Annotated in this window: 16 protein-coding genes; 2 read left to right on the top strand and 14 right to left on the bottom strand. The window is 64.0% G+C overall.

Annotated features, from left to right (window positions below; translation table 11 throughout):
- Positions 1-109: 109 nt before the first annotated feature.
- The gene (locus tag R4P70_RS22750; protein ID WP_019748369.1) at positions 110-718 is read left to right on the top strand and encodes a B-4DMT family transporter; all 609 of its coding nucleotides are present in this window, start codon (positions 110-112) and stop codon (positions 716-718) included.
- 87 nt (positions 719-805) lie between these two features.
- Here the strand turns inward: R4P70_RS22750 and aroQ are convergent, their stop codons facing one another.
- From aroQ to R4P70_RS22695, 11 genes are all read right to left on the bottom strand, one after another.
- The gene (gene aroQ / locus R4P70_RS22745) at positions 806-1,234 is read right to left on the bottom strand and encodes a type II 3-dehydroquinate dehydratase (RefSeq protein ID WP_020907695.1); all 429 of its coding nucleotides are present in this window, start codon (positions 1,232-1,234) and stop codon (positions 806-808) included.
- A complete protein-coding gene (gene aroB / locus R4P70_RS22740) occupies positions 1,231-2,340 on the bottom strand; it encodes a 3-dehydroquinate synthase (protein WP_317831916.1) in 1,110 nt (369 codons plus the stop codon). Before aroB ends, aroQ begins: the two co-directional genes overlap by 4 nt.
- A 25-nt stretch (positions 2,341-2,365) precedes the next feature.
- A complete protein-coding gene (locus R4P70_RS22735) occupies positions 2,366-2,875 on the bottom strand; it encodes a shikimate kinase (RefSeq protein WP_020907693.1) in 510 nt (169 codons plus the stop codon).
- Positions 2,876-2,888: 13 nt separating this feature from the next.
- Positions 2,889-4,076, bottom strand: a complete 1,188-nt coding sequence (gene aroC, locus R4P70_RS22730; RefSeq protein ID WP_003944974.1) for a chorismate synthase — start codon at positions 4,074-4,076, stop codon at positions 2,889-2,891.
- A gap of 111 nt (positions 4,077-4,187) precedes the next feature.
- On the bottom strand, positions 4,188-4,886 hold the full coding sequence (locus R4P70_RS22725; protein WP_020907692.1) for a S1 family peptidase: 699 nt from the start codon (positions 4,884-4,886) through the stop codon (positions 4,188-4,190).
- A 225-nt stretch (positions 4,887-5,111) separates the two neighbouring features.
- A complete protein-coding gene (locus tag R4P70_RS22720) occupies positions 5,112-5,777 on the bottom strand; it encodes an A24 family peptidase (protein ID WP_317831912.1) in 666 nt (221 codons plus the stop codon).
- Between the two features lie 52 nt (positions 5,778-5,829).
- Entirely contained in the window at positions 5,830-6,669 is an 840-nt protein-coding gene (locus tag R4P70_RS22715; protein ID WP_317558582.1) for a shikimate dehydrogenase, read from the bottom strand.
- Complete coding sequence (mltG, locus tag R4P70_RS22710) at positions 6,659-7,969, bottom strand: endolytic transglycosylase MltG (protein ID WP_019748362.1); 1,311 nt, start codon at positions 7,967-7,969, stop codon at positions 6,659-6,661. The genes R4P70_RS22715 and mltG overlap by 11 nt, the downstream gene beginning before the upstream one ends.
- Positions 7,966-8,499, bottom strand: coding sequence for a Holliday junction resolvase RuvX (gene ruvX, locus R4P70_RS22705; RefSeq protein ID WP_003944838.1), 534 nt, complete (start codon positions 8,497-8,499; stop codon positions 7,966-7,968). Before ruvX ends, mltG begins: the two co-directional genes overlap by 4 nt.
- A gap of 2 nt (positions 8,500-8,501) precedes the next feature.
- A complete protein-coding gene (gene alaS / locus R4P70_RS22700) occupies positions 8,502-11,174 on the bottom strand; it encodes an alanine--tRNA ligase (RefSeq protein WP_019748361.1) in 2,673 nt (890 codons plus the stop codon).
- Between the two features lie 77 nt (positions 11,175-11,251).
- Positions 11,252-12,691 carry a replication-associated recombination protein A gene (locus R4P70_RS22695; RefSeq protein ID WP_019748360.1) on the bottom strand — a complete coding sequence of 480 codons (1,440 nt, stop codon included), beginning with the start codon at positions 12,689-12,691 and terminating at the stop codon, positions 11,252-11,254.
- A gap of 96 nt (positions 12,692-12,787) precedes the next feature.
- Here R4P70_RS22695 and R4P70_RS22690 point away from each other — a divergent pair, with 96 nt between their 5' ends.
- Positions 12,788-13,168 (top strand): nuclear transport factor 2 family protein, encoded by a 381-nt coding sequence (locus R4P70_RS22690; protein ID WP_019748359.1) that lies wholly within the window; start codon positions 12,788-12,790, stop codon positions 13,166-13,168.
- Between the two features lie 71 nt (positions 13,169-13,239).
- On the opposite strand, the gene R4P70_RS22685 is transcribed toward R4P70_RS22690, so the two are convergent.
- The 3 genes from R4P70_RS22685 to aspS form a co-directional block, all read right to left on the bottom strand.
- Positions 13,240-14,421: a kinase gene (locus R4P70_RS22685; protein ID WP_024487255.1), complete on the bottom strand. Its 1,182-nt coding sequence runs from the start codon at positions 14,419-14,421 to the stop codon at positions 13,240-13,242.
- A gap of 191 nt (positions 14,422-14,612) precedes the next feature.
- Positions 14,613-15,578 (bottom strand): DUF389 domain-containing protein, encoded by a 966-nt coding sequence (locus R4P70_RS22680; RefSeq protein ID WP_007728045.1) that lies wholly within the window; start codon positions 15,576-15,578, stop codon positions 14,613-14,615.
- A gap of 18 nt (positions 15,579-15,596) precedes the next feature.
- Positions 15,597-17,405, bottom strand: coding sequence for an aspartate--tRNA ligase (gene aspS / locus R4P70_RS22675; RefSeq protein ID WP_003944808.1), 1,809 nt, complete (start codon positions 17,403-17,405; stop codon positions 15,597-15,599).
- Positions 17,406-17,536 lie beyond the last annotated feature (131 nt).

Raw genomic sequence — 17,536 nt, 5'->3', positions numbered from 1 at the left:
CTCGAACCTACCGCCCTGGCAGACCTGCCGATCAACTCGAAACTCACGGTTACAGCAATAAGTGTGGGTTAGGCCACAAGGTGTAATGGGTTCTAGTTAGGCTGTACCCATGAATGCGTGGTTGGTACGTGGCCTCGGCATGGCCCTGATACATGTTGTGTTTCGTGCGTTGCTCGGTGCAGCAATCGCACAGTGGCCACTTCAGGGGTCCACCCTGCGCTGGCTGTCCCTGTTGATCGTCATCGTCTTCGCCGCGATCTGGGGTGGTATCGACGGCATTCGCGACCGCCGAAACTTCCCCGAACCCGAGGACGGCGCCGATCTGACCATGCTGTGGCTCAAAGCTGCTTTGGTCGGCGGATTCGTCGCCGGCGCTGCCAGCTGGGCACTCAGCCTGGTCCCCTCCCTCGAACTCACTCAGCAGGGCTTGTTCTTCGAGGTGACCTCCGGTGCGGCGTTCACGATCCTTCTCATCTTCGTCCCTGCCATGATCGCCATCACCGTCGGACGTTTCTTCGTCAGTCGTGAGCAGCGCAAGAACGGAACCGCTCCGCAGACCCCGTCCCACGAGCGTCACCACGAACCGGTGCCCGTCAGCGAGGGCTACGACTCCCCCACCGAGCAGCACGCATACAGCGGAGCCGCCATGTCCGTCGAGGAATCCGACGCCGATACCGCGGTCTTCCCAGCGATCGATCTGGGCAAGCGCGAGCAGTAACGCCCGCCGTCCACACAACCGAATGCGGCCCCGAGGAAATTTTCCTCGGGGCCGCATTCGTGTGGTCGGCCTTTCGACTTCCCTCGTTCAGCCTCGCTCGGCGAGGAACCTGATCGCCAGCGGATACGCGGCGACGCCGAGTCCGACGATCACGCCGGTCGCAATCGGACTCAGGTAGGAATGGTGCCGAAACTCTTCTCGCGCATGAACGTTCGAGATGTGCACCTCGACGAGACCTGCGGTCAGTTCGGCGCATGCATCTCGCAGGACCACCGACGTGTGCGTCAAGCCACCGGCATTGAGGATCACCGGTTCCCCCGCGTCCGCCGCGTCGTGGATCCAACCGAGCAGATCGCCTTCGTGATCGCTCTGACGGACGATCACCTCGACGCCGAGGTCCTTACCTGCCGCGACGCACAATTCGATCAGATCGTCGTGTGTGGTCGCGCCGTAGACCTCGGGCTGACGCTTACCCAGACGCCCCAGATTGGGTCCGTTGACGACGTTGATCCTCACAGCAGGACCGTTCCGCCGGCCGGCCTGGGATCACGGGCGATCGCGGAGTACGCCGCGACCAGCAGGCTCGGATCCGGCCCTTCGAGGCGGCCCGGCTTGGCGAGGCCGTCGAGGACCACGAAACGGAGTAACCCGGCACGGTTCTTCTTGTCGGTCTGCATTCCCTTCATCAGATCGCCGAACGCATCACCGTCGTACGACGTCGGCAGCCCGACGAGATCGAGGATCGACTTGTGACGATCGGCGGTGGCGTCGTCGAGTCGGCCCGCGAGCCGTCCGAGTTCGGCAGCGAAGACCAGGCCGACGGAGACAGCGGCACCGTGGCGCCACTTGTAGCGCTCACGACGTTCGATCGCGTGGCCGAGGGTGTGGCCGTAGTTGAGGATTTCGCGCAGATCCGACTCGCGCAGATCCGCGGCCACGACCTTGGCCTTGACCTCGACGGAGCGCCGAATCAGCTCGGGCAGAACAGTTCCCGACGGATCGAGAGCAGCCTTGGGATCGGCTTCGATGAGGTCCAGGATCATTGGGTCGGCGATGAATCCGGTCTTGATGACCTCGGCCATGCCTGCAACGATCTCGTTGTGCGGCACAGTCTCGAGCGTCGCGAGATCGATGAACACCGCTCCCGGCTCGTGGAACGAACCGACGAGGTTCTTGCCCGCTTCGGTGTTGATACCGGTCTTGCCGCCCACTGCTGCGTCGACCATCGCGAGCAAAGTGGTGGGGACGTGAACAACCTTGACACCACGCATCCACGTAGCAGCGACGAAGCCGGTGAGGTCGGTCGCCGCTCCCCCGCCCAAGCTCATGATCGCGTCGCTGCGAGTCAGGCCGATCCGGCCGAGCACGTCCCAGCAGAAGCCCGCGACGGCAAGATCCTTACCGTCCTCGGCGTCGGGGATTTCGATGCGGTGAGCGTCGATTCCCTTCTCTGCCAACGCAGCCCGTACAGCCTCCGCGGTCTCTGCCAGCGGCGGCTGATGGAAGATCGCGACAGTGCGCGCGCCGTCGAACTCGGCAACAAGGTCACCGAGCAGGCCGCGGCCGATCACGACCGGGTAGGGACTTGCGGTCTTCACCTCTACACGTACGGGTTCGGTCACTGCTCCACTACTCCGCTCCGGTTGTTCATTTGTCTTGAAGTTTCGACACCAATTGCCCGACGACACGCGCCGGGCTTCGGCCGTCGGTCCGAATCCGAATCGTGGCCGAACGCCGGTACAGCGGACGACGACGCCTCATCAGCTCCTGGTATTTGACCTTGGGATCTCCGCCGGCCAGCAGCGGACGATGATTGTTCGCCCCCGTGCGGCGAAGCCCTTCGGCGACACTGATCTCCAGGTAGATGACCGTGTGACCCTGGAGCAGTTCGCGCGTGCGATCGGACAGGATCGCACCACCGCCGAGCGAGACGATTCCGTCGGTGGCCTGCAACGCGTCGCGAACCACCGATTCCTCGATCTCACGAAACCGAGGCTCTCCGTCATGGGTGAAGATCTCCGGGATCGTTCTACCCGTGGTCCGTTCGATCTCGGCGTCGGTATCGACCAATTCGAGTTCGAGTGCCTGCGCGAGACGTCGACCGATGGTCGATTTGCCGGCACCGGGCGGACCGATGAGTACAGCCTTCGGCTTCATCGATACGTGAGTCCTATCGAGGCGGTCGGGCTGCGATGCCCTCGGCGTAACGACGGTAGTTGGCAGTGGTTTCAGCAATGGAATCACCACCGAACTTTTCGAGTGCGGCCTGAGCCACGACAAGCGCAACCATCGACTCGGCGACGACGCCGGCGGCCGGAACCGCGCACACATCGCTGCGTTGGTGGATGGCAACCGCTTCCTCGCCGCTCTCCATGTCGACCGTCGCCAGAGCGCGCGGAACCGTCGAGATCGGCTTCATCGCGGCGCGAACTCGAAGGGCCTCACCATTGGTCATGCCACCTTCGATACCGCCTGCGCGGTTCGTGGAACGCACGATGCCGTCCGGGCCCGGGCGGATTTCGTCGTGAGCCTCGCTGCCACGACGACGCGCGGTCTCGAAGCCGTCACCAACCTCGACACCCTTGATGGCCTGAATTCCCATGAGAGCTGCGGCAAGTCGTGAATCGAGACGCTCGGCGCCACTGACGAAAGTGCCGAGTCCGACCGGCAGGCCGTGGATGACGACCTCGACGACGCCACCGAGGGTGTCGCCGTCCTTCTTGGCCGATTCGATCTCGGCGATCATCGACTCTTCTGCAGCCTTGTCGAATGCGCGGACCGGGCTCGCGTCGATCGCGTCCAGGTCCTTGCCCTCCGGCACGGGCCCGACGTAAGGCTCGGAAGCACCGATGGAAATGACGTGTGAAACGACCTCGGCACCGAATACCTGACGCAGGAACGACCGTGCGACTGTTCCGGCGGCTACACGGGCTGCGGTCTCGCGAGCGCTGGCGCGCTCGAGGACGGGACGCGCGTCGTTGAAGCCGTACTTGAGCATGCCGCTGTAATCGGCGTGACCGGGACGCGGGCGCGTCAGCGGGGCATTGCGAGCCTGATCGGCGAGCAGGTCCGGGTCGACCGGGTCGGCGGACATGATGGTTTCCCACTTGGGCCACTCGGTGTTGCCGATTTCGATGGCCACGGGGCCACCGAGCGTAAATCCGTGGCGGACACCACCGATGATGGTGACCTTGTCGGCCTCGAACTTCATCCGCGCGCCACGGCCGTAACCGAGTCGACGACGGGCAAGTTCGGACGAGATGGCCTCAGAGGTCACTTCGACCCCCGCGACCATGCCCTCGAGCATCGCGACGAGGGCGGGACCATGGGATTCTCCGGCAGTTATCCAACGCAGCACGCCGACCATCTTTCCACGTCGCAGACCTCAGTTGTCACAGTGGCCCTCCGGGTGAACGCAGATGGCCCACACGCACGATGCGTGTGGGCCATCTCAGAGGTTCCTGCGGGCCTAGAACAGGCGGAATCCTCCACCGTTGGCATTGATGTCAGCCAAACCGATGTTGATGTCTGCCGAGTTGTCGGGAGCATGGAACGGCGGCGGGAGCGGCTCGAAGCAGTACGGTTCGAAGCCGTTGCTGATCAAGCCCACCAGGCGATCGCCGACGACGAGTGGTCCACCGGAGTCTCCGGGAATCGAGCACGTGTGCTCGACAATTTCACCGTAGACGGAGTCGTAGCCCCAGGTGATACCGCACGTGTTGCCGGTCGAACGGCCTTCCTTGCACACGATCGTGCCCGGTGCCGGCGGAGCGCCGATTCCGTTGATCGTCGTGCCGCCGACGGTACGTAGCGGGGCTACCTTCGCGTCGTCGAGATCGATCACCGCGATATCCGAGACCGGACTCGAGTAGGAGAACCGACCGATGGGGCCGGCTTCGGGCAGGTATTCGGCGAACACCCGGTCCCCGACAACTCCGCAGTGTCCGGCGGTGAGTGCCACGAGCGAGCCGGCGTTGTCGTATCCGACCGCGGTCAACGTGCACGCCGCAACTTGCTCCGGATCGGAATGATCCACGTCCGGCAGCAGGATTCCTGAGCCCCCGCCCAGTGCCACCGACGAAGGTGCAGGCGCGGCGCCGGCGACGCCCGCCCCTGCAGCCACAGCCGCCAAACAGGCTGCCGCAGCGACGAAAAGCCTTGTGCGCATAGGTTCCCCCGATAATCGAGTGCGAAACGAGATTCGTTTTGTCCCATTTCCGAAGCCTCAGTCAACGTCAGGGAGTGGACATTCGGCAAGTCCGACTCGCCGCATGCTGGGACTGCGCGCCTGCGATACCCGCCTTTATGAAACCGACGGTTACGTCTTTCCTGCAGATCACGGTCCGTCGTTGAATAGTCAATAACGCAAGGTTTTCCGCGGATGTTGCACTCGTCACGTCAACCAGGCAAACGCCATCGAACCGCAGGCTGCCAGGCACATCGAGGGACCGTGCGCGATGGGCGAATTGTGGGCTACCGGCCCCGACTGTCGCCGGCCCAGTTTTCGCAGTTCGATCACGACACCCAGGGTTGCGGTGAGCACCGATGCAGACACCAACGACCACAGCCAGGCGTCAGCGCCCACCAATCCGGTCAGAGCGCCCAACGGAAGAGAGAGCTTCACATCGCCGAGACCCATGGAACCAGGCGACATCACGTGCGCCAGGAGGTGGATTCCGGCGAGCAGTGCCGATCCCACTGCAGCAACCCACACCGTTCCCGACGCCGCCGCGTAGACCATCACGACGACGTAACCCGGCAGCGTGAAACTGTTGGGCAGCCGGCGCACGGCCAGGTCGACAGTCGAGATTGCGACGCACCACCACACCACGGCAAGACCTGAGATCAGTTGCACCACCGAGGTATTCAGTGCGCCGACGGCAACCCAACCTGTGGCGACACCGCACTGGGGCACACAACAGAGAGCCACGACTGGTCGATAACCGTGTCGTCGCAACCAACTGTCGACGATCGCCCGAGCACCGACACCACCGACTACCCCAGCGCCTGCCAAGACCACCAACGTCCACATGGTTCGAGCTTGGTGTCTGGCGTTCACCAGCGGCACTCTACGAATCGTCTTGTGGACTACCTCGACACTGTGAACAGAGCTAAGCGATAGCGGCTGCCATCGCCTCTCGCGGAGCGGGCTTGCCCGTGAACTGCTCTACCTGCCCGAAGGCCTGATTGAGCAACATCTCGAGGCCACCGATCACCGTGCCACCAGCCGCCTCGACAACCGAAGCGAGTGGCGTCGGCCAAGGGTTGTAGATCGCGTCGAGGACAAATCGTGCCCTCCCCAGTTGCTGGGCGAAAGGCGCGGCCGCTTCTGCGGGAACGGTGCTGACCAAGACCGAGGATTCGGCACAGATCCCACCGAGTCGTGCGTCGTCGAAAGAGACCAGATCAATGCCCAACCCGACAGCACTACCGCATTCGATGGCACCGGATGCTCGCCCCGGATCACGCGCGACCACGGTGACTGTCCGAACTCCCATGTCGGCCAACGCGACCAATGCCGGCCGCGCGGTGCCGCCCGCGCCGACGACTACCGCCGAAGTGCCGCTGAGATCGCCGACGCCGCCGGCGATCAACGCACCGCTGACTCCGTCGACGTCCGTGCAGTCGGCACGCCAACCGCCCTCGATGCGGACCAAGGTGTTGGCCGAGCCTATGGTCACCGCTCGCGGTGTGCGTTCGGTGGCATAGTCGAGTGCTGCGATCTTGCCCGGCATCGTCACGGAGAGGCCGACCCATTCGGGGCCGAGTGAGTCAACGAGGGCAGGCAACTGCTCGCCGGTGCATTCGATCCGCTCGTAAGTCCAATCGCTCAGACCCAAAGCCTCGTACGCAGCAAGGTGCAGCAACGGCGACTTCGAGTGAGCGATCGGGCTTCCGAGAACTGCCGCCTTACGCGGCGTCGCGAGCGAAGTCGCGGTACTACCGTCCACTGTCGAGAATCCCACTTTGCTGTGCCAGTTCGATGTTGGCCAGATGCTCCTCGTAACTCTTGGTGAAGAGCGTCTGGCCTTCCTTGTTGATCGTGACGAAGTACAACCAGTCACCGGCCGCCGGAGATTCCACGGCCTTCAGCGCGTCGATGCTCGGTGAAGCAATAGGCGTCGCAGGCAGACCGGGCATTGCGTACGTGTTCCAGGGCGTGACGCGCTCACGGTCCGCATCGGTCGTGGCGACCTCGGTGGTGTCGAGTGAGTAGTTGACCGTGGAGTCGAACTGCAAAGGCTGATCGACTGCGAGTCGGTTGACGATCACCCGCGCGACCTTGGCCATGTCGCCAGGCAATGCCTCACGCTCGACCAGCGACGCTGCCACCAACAACTGGTACGGCGACATTCCGACTCCGCTGCCTGCTGTCAGGATCCCGGTGGCCTCGTACTTAGCGGCGCTGCCCTCGACCAACGAACGCAGGATCTCGGTCGGCGTCGCAGTGGGGTCGAAATCCCAACTGCTGGCGGCGATCAGGCCTTCGAGCTGACGGTCCTTGTCCGGCACGCTCTTGACCGACGACATCGCCCAGTCCGGCACGCCGAGCGAAGCCAGATCGGAAGACGCTCCCGCAGTGTTCAATTCGTCCGTCGAGACGCACTTCTGAGCAGAAACCGGGCCGACACAACTCGCCTCGGAAATGAGGTTGTATATGCCCTTCTTGAGCGAGCCCGTCTGCGCGTCCGAACTGTCGTGCAGCTGACGCCCTTCGGCGATGACAACACTGCCGACTCGGGAGTCCGGGGCAACCAAACTGTCGAGTGCGCTCGCGGCACTACTCTGCACCGGCACCTGGTAGAAGCCGGGTTGTACCTTCTGGATCTCCGACGGATTGGCGATCGCAGCGTTGTAGAAAGCAGCCGAACTCGCGACGACGTTCTTCGCCTCCAGCGTCGCACCGATCTCCGATGCGGTTTCTCCACTGTTGATCTGGATGACCACGGGTGCGCCGCCCGGGCCGGCGAAGTCCTCCGCGGCCTTGTTGCGATCCATGTACCAGAGGGCACCGTAGGCACCGACACCGAGAACCGCGATCACCAACACCAGGAGAGCGAGAACACCAACCTTCTTACCTCGCTTGGCGCGCTTGTTGCGCGCTTCGCGTTGCTTGCGTGCCTCCGCTCGCGACATGTGTGGCGGATCGATGTTTTGCGGCAACGCACGCATGACCATGGTCTCGTCGTTGTCGAAGTCGAACGAACTGGTGGGCCGGCTTCCGCCGCCCTCATCCCACCGCGCGTTCACAGATCGCCCTCCAGTGCAGCGTCCTTCGACGACTCCCCTGGTTTCACAGCTCTACTCCGCTCGTCCAGCCAGCCTTGCAGGATTTCCACCGCCGCAGCCTGATCGATCATCGGCCGCTGGCCGCGAGCCTTGACTCCACTTTCGCGGAGGTTGCGCGCAGCCGTGACGGTCGTCAGTCGTTCGTCGGACAATCTCACCGGGATCGGTTCGACGGCCCGCTGCAGTCGTTTGGCGAATGCAGTCGCGATACCGGCGGCTTTACCTTGCTCACCGCGCAGCGTCTGTGGCAGTCCGACGATAACCTCAACGGCCTCGTATTCGGACACGATGGCGATAATGCGCCGGATATCCGGCGCGTCGGGCCCACGCTCCTTCGAGCGTGGAACCGTTTCCACCGGTGTCGCGAGGATGCCGTCGGGGTCGCTTGACGCGACGCCGATGCGAACACTGCCGACGTCGATGGCGATGCGCCGCCCGCGACCAGGGTCGTCGATGCCGGGGCGATCGGGACCCTGCTGCGTAGCCACCACCGTCAGCTGCCGCCCGCCAGCTCTCCGACTCTGTCCCGGATCGCATCGAGCGCTGCCGGGATTCCGGCGGAGTCCGAACCCGAGCCCTGGGCCATGTCGGGCTTTCCGCCGCCGCGGCCACCGATCTTGGGACCGAAGGACGCGACAAGCTCGCCGGCCTTCACACCGAGACCCTGGGCTGCCTTGCTGGAGGCGACCACGAACGGGACCTTGCCGTCGACGTCACCGAGGAGAGCTACGACGGCGGGTTCGGAGCCGAGTCGGCCCTTGATGTCCGTGACGAGGCTGCGCAGATCATTGCCGCCGACTCCCGCGGGAGCAGGCTCGGCGATGACCAGGACGCTACCGATGCGCTTGGCCTTGGCGACGTACTCGCCTGCCGACGCCAGCACAGCCTTGGCCTTGGTCTGCTCGAGTTCCTTCTCGGCCACCTTGAGTCGCTCGACGAGCGCCTCGACGCGGGCGGGTACCTCTTCCGAAGGAACCTTCAGTGAGGAGGAGAGTCCGGCGAGGAGAGCGCGTTCCTTGGCGAGGTAGCGGTACGAGTCCAAACCGACGTACGCCTCGACGCGTCGGATTCCGGAGCCGACCGACTGCTCACCGAGCAGCGTCACCTGACCGATCTGGGCGGAGCTTCCGACGTGAGTACCGCCGCACAGTTCCATCGAGAACGGACCGCCGATTTCGACGACACGAACCTCGTCGCCGTAGTTCTCACCGAAGAGTGCCATCGCACCCATCGCCTTGGCCTTGTCGAGATCCGTGACAAATGTGTTGACCGCGTAGTTGGACGCCACGGCTTCGTTGGTGAGTGCCTCGATGTCCTGCTTCTGGGAGTCGGACAGCGCGCCCTGCCAGGAGAAGTCGAAGCGGAGGTAACCCGGCTTGTTGAGCGAACCCGCCTGAACGGCGTTGGGGCCGAGCACCTGACGCAGCGCCGCGTGCACCATGTGGGTACCGGAGTGCCCCTGGGTTGCACCCTTGCGCCACTCGGCGTCGACGTGCGCGAGCACGACGTCGCCCTCGGTGATCTCGCCCTTCTGCACCGTCACCTTGTGCGTCCAGACCTTCTTGGCGATCTTCTGCACGTCGTTGACCTTGGCTTCGAGGCCCGGCGCGGTGAGCGAACCGATGTCGGCGATCTGTCCACCGGACTCTGCGTAGAGCGGGCTGCGGTCGAGGATGACCTCGACGTCCTGACCGGCCTTCGCGACCGGCACGCGGACACCGTCGACGATCAGTGCGAGGACGTGAGCCTCGGAGACGAGCTCGTCGAAACCGGTGAACTCGGTGGCACCTCGATCGAGCAGTTCCTTGTAGACCGTGAGGTCCGCATGCGCGTGCTTGCGCGCTTGAGCGTCGTCCTTGGCGCGCTTGCGCTGCTCGGCCATGAGCGTGCGGAAGCCGTCTTCGTCGACGGTGAGACCGGCCTCGGATGCCATTTCGAGCGTGAGGTCGATCGGGAAGCCGTAGGTGTCGTGCAGTGCAAACGCCTGATCGCCGGCGATGACCGACTTTCCGGACGACTTGACCGTCTCGGCAGCATTCTCGAACAGGGCCGAACCCGACGCCAGCGTCTTGAGGAACGCGGTCTCCTCACCGACGGCAACGTTCTCGATGCGCGTGAAGTCGGTTTCCAGAACCGGGTACGACGGCGCCATCGTGTCGCGGACGACGATCATGAACTCGCGCATGGTGGGCTGCTCGCTGCCGAGCAGTTTGGCCGAGCGCACGATACGACGCAGCAACCGGCGCAGGACGTATCCGCGGCCGTAGTTGCCGGGGTTCACACCGTCGGCGATCAACATCGCGGCGGTGCGTGCGTGGTCGGCGATGACGCGGAAACGGACGTCAGAAGTGTGATCGGTCCCGTACACGCTGCCGGTCAGTTCGGCGGCCTTGTCGATGACGGGGCGGAGAAGGTCTGTCTCGTAGACGTTTTCGACGCCCTGCAGGAGGAACGCAACGCGCTCGACGCCCATGCCCGTGTCGATGTTCTTCTTCGGCAGCGGTCCGAGGATCGGGTAGTCGCCCTTGTTGGTGCCCTCGCCGCGCTCGTTCTGCATGAACACGAGGTTCCAGATCTCGATGTAGCGATCCTCGTCGGCTTCCGGACCACCCTCGACGCCGTACTCGGCGCCGCGGTCGTAGAAGATCTCGGAGCAGGGGCCGCACGGTCCGGGAATGCCCATGGACCAGTAGTTGTCCTTCATGCCGCGGCGCTGGATGCGCTCTTCGGGCACACCGACCTCGTCGCGCCAGATCGAGAACGCTTCGTCGTCGTCGAGATAGACGGTTGCCCACAAGCGCGTGGGATCGATGCCGTATCCGCCGTCCTCGACCGAACCTGTCAGCAACTGCCAGGCGTGGGAGATGGCTTCCTTCTTGAAGTAGTCACCGAAGGAGAAGTTGCCCGCCATCTGGAAGAAGGTGTTGTGGCGGGTGGTGATGCCGACCTCTTCGATGTCCAGGGTGCGGACACACTTCTGCACAGACGTCGCGCGCGAATAGGACGGCGTCTGCTGCCCGAGGAAGAACGGCACGAACGGAACCATGCCCGCGTTGACGAACAGAAGGTTCGGGTCGTCGAGAATCAGCGAGGCGCTGGGCACCTCGGTGTGGCCGGCCTTGACGAAGTGGTCGAGGAATCGCCTGCGGATCTCGTGGGTTTGCACTAACCGGTCCTTACCTTCAAGAGCGTCGAGCTATGGGTGTCCAGACTAACGCGTCGACCGGTGGAACCTGGCAGGCGTCAGCCACGAACGATTCGGCGGAGTTTGCTCACCCGATCGGCGATCTCTCGCTCGTTGCCGTGTGCGGTGGGCTGGTAATAGTCGACACCCACCAGATCGTCCGGTGGATACTGTTGCCGCAGAACACCATCACGTGTGTCGTGCGGGTACTTGTATCCGACTGCGTTGCCCAATTGCTCGGCACCCTTGTAGTGCCCGTCACGCAGATGCGGCGGTACCAGTCCGGATTTTCCGGCGGCCACGTCGGCCATGGCTGCACCGAGAGCGGCGATGACCGCACCCGATTTGGGAGCCGTCGCCAGATGAATGGTGGCCTGTGCCAGCGCCAGACGAGCCTCCGGCATACCGATCAGCTGCACTGCCTGGGCAGCGGCGGTGGCAGTCTGCAGCGCCATCGGGTCCGCCATGCCGATGTCCTCGCTGGCATGAACCACCAGACGCCTCGCGATGAAACGAGGGTCTTCGCCCGCGGTCAGCATCCGGGCGAGGTAGTGCAGGGCGGCATCGACGTCGGAGCCGCGAATGCTCTTGATGAAAGCGCTGATGACGTCGTAGTGCTGATCTCCGGCACGGTCGTACCGAACCGCGGCCTTGTCGACACTGGCCTCGACGGTCGCCAGGTCGAGCACCACCGGGCCCGAAGAGTCACCGGCCGTGTCCAGTGCAGCTCCGGCAGCGGCCTCGAGTGCCGTCAGGGCTCGGCGTGCGTCACCGGCCGCCAGACGAACGAGGTGTTCCATCGCGTCGTCGTCGATCGCGATCGCTCCCCCGAACCCGCGCTCGTCGGCGACCGCACGCTCGAGCAGTTCCTGGACATCCGCAGCGGTGAGCGATTGCAGTTGCAGGACCAACGAGCGCGACAACAGCGCGGAGACGACCGAGAAGGACGGGTTCTCGGTGGTCGCGCCGACCAGGAGCACGATCCGGTTCTCGACCGCGGCGAGCAAGGCGTCCTGCTGGGTCTTGGAGAAACGATGGACCTCGTCGATGAACAAGACGGTCTGTTCGCCGTTCAGCAGACGACGGCGGGCAAGTTCGATGACACCGCGGACTTCCTTGACGCCGGCGGACAGGGCAGACAATGCCTCGAACCGACGGCCGGTAGCGCCCGAGATCAACGACGCGAGCGTGGTCTTGCCGGTGCCGGGAGGTCCGTACAGAAGTACCGATGCAGCGCCGGACCCCTCGACCATTCTGCGCAGCGGAGCACCAGGGCCGAGCAGGTGCTGTTGACCGACAACTTCACCGAGAGTGAGGGGGCGCATGCGGACAGCCAGAGGAGCACCAGGCGGCACCGAGGACAATGCGCGCTCGGCGACAGACACGACATCGGGTTCGTCGACGATCGCGGATTCCTCCGGAGTTGCCTCGAACAGGCCGTCTTCCGCCACCACGCCGTCTTTCGCCCCCACACTGTCTTCCGCTTGCCAATCGCTCACGAATCGACGCTACTAGAGACCACCGACGCTTGACACAACCCGCAGTTCCGCCAGCCCTCACGTCCTCGGCAAAGGCGCTGTAATAGCGTTGTCGCCATGAGCACCTCCGAGATCGCCACCGTCCTCGCGTGGCACGATGCACTCAACTCCCAAGACATCGACACGCTTCTGCAGTTGTCGAGTGACGACATCGAGGTAGGCGGCCCCAAGGGCGCGAGCCAGGGACTCGCTGCCCTGCGCGAGTGGGCCACCAACGCCGGCATCACGCTCGTCCCCGGGAAGATGTACGTCCACCATGGCGTGGTCGTCGTCGAACAGACCGCAACGTGGGCGGCCGAACCGGACAAGTCCGCGACCCTGGCCTCGGCTTTCCGAGTCGTGGCCGACCAGGTGACGTCGACGTTCCGCCATCCTGATCTGGCGACGGCGCTCGCGGCGACGGACCTGTCCGAGAACGATCTGGTCTCCGACAACTGAGCGGACTCGACCGAAAAAGGGCGCTCGTGCTGCATGCACGGGCGCCCTTCTGCGTGTGATCAGTCAGAAACTCAACTGAACTCGGTGCGCAGCGCCGCCACGACGTCGCGGGCGTGTGCCTCGACGGCGTCGTTGCCGGCGAGCTTCGCCGAACGCGCGAGTCTTGCCCAGCGTCCCACCAGTGCGTCGGCCCGTGGAATCGAGAGATAGTGCTCGCGGACAGCGGCGATACGTGAATGATCCTCGGGCAGGTACAGATAGGTGCTGAGCCAGACCCAGATGAGTTGGGCCTCGACGATCCTGCGCCCCAATTCGGCCTCGTCGGCCAGGGCCGGCCACATCCCGACGACCTCGGCCCGCCAGGCATCGACCATCGCCGACGCCCGCTCTTCGGTCAGGTCGATGTTGCACAGGCAACCGGGGAACGACACCAACGCGTAGGTGATGTCGAGGAGGGCGTCCCGGTAGCCACCCCACTCGTAGTCGAGGAACTGCACGCCGTCGTCGTTGACGATGATGTTGTCTGGGCACAGGTCCGACGGACTGAAGGCACGGAATCGACCGCCACTGAACAGTGTCTGCGCGTGCTGAACCTGCTCGAGAATGTCCGAACTCACATCGATGCCGAGACTTTCCACCAACATCGCGGGAACACCGGCCACTGCGCGTCCCACCTGATCCGCCACTTCATCGGAGCAATGGGCGACCTCGGCTCGACGCAGCAGTGCGGTGAAGTCGTCCTCACGGCCGACGGTCGCGGCGTGCATGCGCCCCATGGCCTGCGCCATGGCCATCAGCGTGTGAGTGACGGTGTCCGGGTCGGAGTCTTCGAGTCGGACGCTGATTGCGGTGGCGTCGCCGAGATCACTCAGGATCAAGAGGCGAGCATCGAGGTCGGACGCCAACAGTTCGGCGCCGGGGCGTGCGTCCTTGGCAAGCGCGTTGGCGAACTGATACGACACCGCTTCACGAAGGAAAGCGGTCTCGACGTCGAAGTCACCTTCGGACGCGGCGGGGAGCGCAATCGCGGTTTTGGTGGCTCCCTGGAAGTTGTCGCGGACCTGCTTGATCACCAGCGTTCGAGGCAGCGAGAACGGGTTCTCGGCGACACGTACGCGTAGCACGACGGTGCGGCCACTCCCCCCGAGATCGACTGGATCCACCAGGGTTACGGGTGCCCCTGTGCGGCGTGTCAGCAACTGCTCAGCAGCTGCGACGACTTCGGAAACGGGGTCTGCCAGTAATGCGGTCATCACCGACCAACTTACCCGTTAGTGACTCCGATCATGCCCAGCTCGTCCGCTCGCAGCGGAGAATTCAAGGCCTCACAGCAACAGAAATTGCCGACTACCTGCGGCGATGACAAAAGTCCCCAATCGCCACACCGGCACACAGTTCTCTCGAGAATTTTGCTGTCGGTGAGCAGAACTCCGAACCTGCGACGTCATGGAGTCTTGTCCTCGTCGACAAATCGAGAAATGCCTTTCAACGCTGCTTCGAATTCCTCGTCGGCCCGGGTTCTGAGCCAGAGAACAAGCACGCAGGCAGTGACGATCCCGAGCAGGTTGACAGCCAGTTGCAGAGACGACAACCCGGCGATCCGCCATTCTCCGTTTGCTGCCGCAACCACCGCGAAACCGGCGGCAGGAACCGTGGTGACAGAGATGAACACCCCGACCAAGGCAGCGGACTTCGACGAGACGAGTGCCAGCATCCCAGCCGCACCGGCAAGAAGCGCGACGACAAACGAAATGGGCCCGACCTTGTATACGAAATCGACCTCGTGGAGTGACTCGAGACTGACGACGTCCATCCATCCGAAGAACTTCACCACGAACGTTGCGGCAAGCGTCACGCCCATCGCGATGGGGAATCCGACGGCAAGCGCGAGAATCGAACGCCGACGCAACCGTCGATCCCGCCGTACGAGTGCGACTGCCAAAGCAGCCAGCGGACCGAACTCCGGACCGACGACCATGGCGCCGACGATCGTGATCTGAGAGTCGGTCACGACGCCGATCGCGGCCAGCAGACACGCAATGGTCAGGAACGCGACGAACAATCCGTTGAGAGTCGACTCTTCGCGAGTGCGGGACAGCAATTCCTCCCACACGACGGAATCCGCGGGATCACCAGGCACGTCACGCTCGGCTTTGCGCGCCGCCGCCGACAACACCGTCTCGACCGGTACGAGCGTCATTCCGCCGTCCTCGGCGACGCCGAGTTCGTTCAGGGCATCGACGACGTCGTTTGCCGCCTCACGGGCGACGTCGGCCTCCACCATGTCGCCGGCAGGATGAACCGCGACGTCGCGCATCACGACGATGTGTGTCGCGCCCCGCTGCGACGCGAGCGCACCGAGAACTTGCTCGGTGCGCTCGGTCGGGCAGATCACCCGCAAATGCAGCATGGCGATCCGGTGTCGGCTCTACTTGGCTTCGCCGGTGTCGCCTTCGGACTTCTTGTCCTCTGACTTCTTCTCGGGCTTCGCGTCGATACCCGATTCCTTGCGCTGCTGAGCCGAGATCGGTGCCGGAGCATCCGTCAGCGGGTCGACGCCGCCGCCGGACTTCGGGAACGCGATGACCTCACGGATGGAATCCATGCCGGCGAGGAGCGCGGTGATGCGGTCCCAGCCGAATGCGATTCCGCCGTGCGGCGGCGCACCGAAGGCGAAGGCGTCGAGGAGGAAGCCGAACTGCTCCTGCGCCTCTTCCTCGGAGATACCCATCACCTTGAACACTCGTTCCTGAATGTCCTTGCGGTGGATACGAATACTGCCGCCGCCGATCTCGTTGCCGTTGCAGACGATGTCGTACGCGTAGGCGAGAGCGGAATCCGGATCGGTGTCGAACGTGTCGAAGAACTCCGGCTTCGGCGACGTGAACGCGTGGTGCACGGCGGTCCACGCGGAGTGGCCGAGAGCGACGTCACCGGATGCAGTGGCGTCGGCGGTCGGCTCGAACATCGGAGCGTCGACGATCCACACGAACGCCCACGCGTCAGGATCGATGAGGTCCTTCTTGCGGGCGATCTCACCACGGGCAGCGCCGAGGAGGGCGCGCATCGGCTTCGTTGCACCAGCTGCGAAGAAGACGCAGTCTCCCGGCTGAGCTCCGACGTGGGCGGCCAGGCCCTCACGCTCGGCGTCGGTCAGGTTCTTGGCAACAGGTCCACCGAGAGTGCCGTCTTCACCGACCAACACGTACGCCAGACCCTTGGCCCCACGCTGCTTGGCCCATTCCTGCCAGGCGTCGAGTTGCTTGCGCGGCTGGCTTGCACCGCCGGGCATCACGACGGCGCCGACGTACTCCGCCTGGAACACGCGGAACGTCGTGTCCTTGAAGAAGTCCATGCACTCGACGAGTTCGATGTCGAAACGCAGGTCCGGCTTGTCGCTGCCGTAACGACGCATTGCCTCGGTGTAGGTCATGCGGTCGATCGGCGTCTTGATCTCGTGGCCGACGAGCTTCCAGAGCGCCGTCAGGATTTCCTCGGCGAGCAGGATGATGTCGTCCTGGTTGACGAAAGCCATCTCGATGTCGAGCTGAGTGAACTCGGGCTGGCGATCGGCGCGGAAATCCTCGTCGCGGTAGCAACGTGCGATCTGGTAGTAGCGCTCGATGCCGCCGACCATGAGGAGCTGCTTGAACAGCTGCGGGCTCTGCGGCAGTGCGTAGAAGCTACCGGGCTGAAGGCGCGACGGCACCAGGAAGTCACGGGCACCCTCGGGCGTCGAGCGCGTGAGCGTCGGAGTCTCGACCTCGACGAACTCGTGATGCGCGAGAACGCCGCGCGCTGCAGCACTTACCTTGGAGCGCAAGCGAATTGCGGAGCCGGGGCCTTCACGACGCAGGTCGAGGTAGCGGTACTTGAGGCGCGCTTCTTCGCCGACCTGATCGTCGAGCTGGAACGGCAGCGGTGCGCTTTCGTTGAGAACCTCGAGTTCAGTGGCGTTGACCTCGATTGCTCCGGTGGGGATCTCGAAGTTCTGGTTGCCCTCGGGGCGAACCTCGACCGTTCCGGTCACGCGAACGCAGTATTCCGCGCGCAGACGGTGCGCCTGCTCGGCCACGTCACCTGCCCGGAAAACTACCTGCGCAACTCCGGATGCATCACGGAGATCAATGAAGATCACTCCGCCGTGATCACGACGCCTGGCTACCCAACCGGTGAGCGTTACGGTCTGCTCTGCCTGCTCGGGTCGCAATGAACCGGCGAGATGTGTGCGCAGCACGGGATTCCTTTCGAACTACTTCCAATAACCGACGACCGACTACTTTGCCTGCGATCCTACGGAGCGAACTGCGCAGAGCGGAAACGCGGACCCGCATCGCATGCGAAGCTATCTCCAGAAGTGACGGCAAG

The sequence above is a fragment of the Rhodococcus sp. IEGM 1241 genome, assembly GCF_033142365.1.
Taxonomy (GTDB): domain Bacteria; phylum Actinomycetota; class Actinomycetes; order Mycobacteriales; family Mycobacteriaceae; genus Rhodococcus_F; species Rhodococcus_F erythropolis.
Note: the sequence above shows the minus strand (reverse complement) of the source record. Positions and strands in the feature narration are given on the sequence as shown.

Bases quoted from the DNA above. Each gene is read 5' to 3' on its own strand.
- R4P70_RS22750 (WP_019748369.1), top strand. From the start codon at position 110: ATGAATGCGTGGTTGGTACGTGGCCTCGGCATGGCCCTGATACATGTT.
- R4P70_RS22735 (WP_020907693.1), bottom strand. From the start codon at position 2,875: ATGAAGCCGAAGGCTGTACTCATCGGTCCGCCCGGTGCCGGCAAATCG.
- R4P70_RS22725 (WP_020907692.1), bottom strand. From the start codon at position 4,886: ATGCGCACAAGGCTTTTCGTCGCTGCGGCAGCCTGTTTGGCGGCTGTG.
- R4P70_RS22690 (WP_019748359.1), top strand. From the start codon at position 12,788: ATGAGCACCTCCGAGATCGCCACCGTCCTCGCGTGGCACGATGCACTC.
- R4P70_RS22685 (WP_024487255.1), bottom strand. From the start codon at position 14,421: ATGACCGCATTACTGGCAGACCCCGTTTCCGAAGTCGTCGCAGCTGCT.
- R4P70_RS22680 (WP_007728045.1), bottom strand. From the start codon at position 15,578: ATGCTGCATTTGCGGGTGATCTGCCCGACCGAGCGCACCGAGCAAGTT.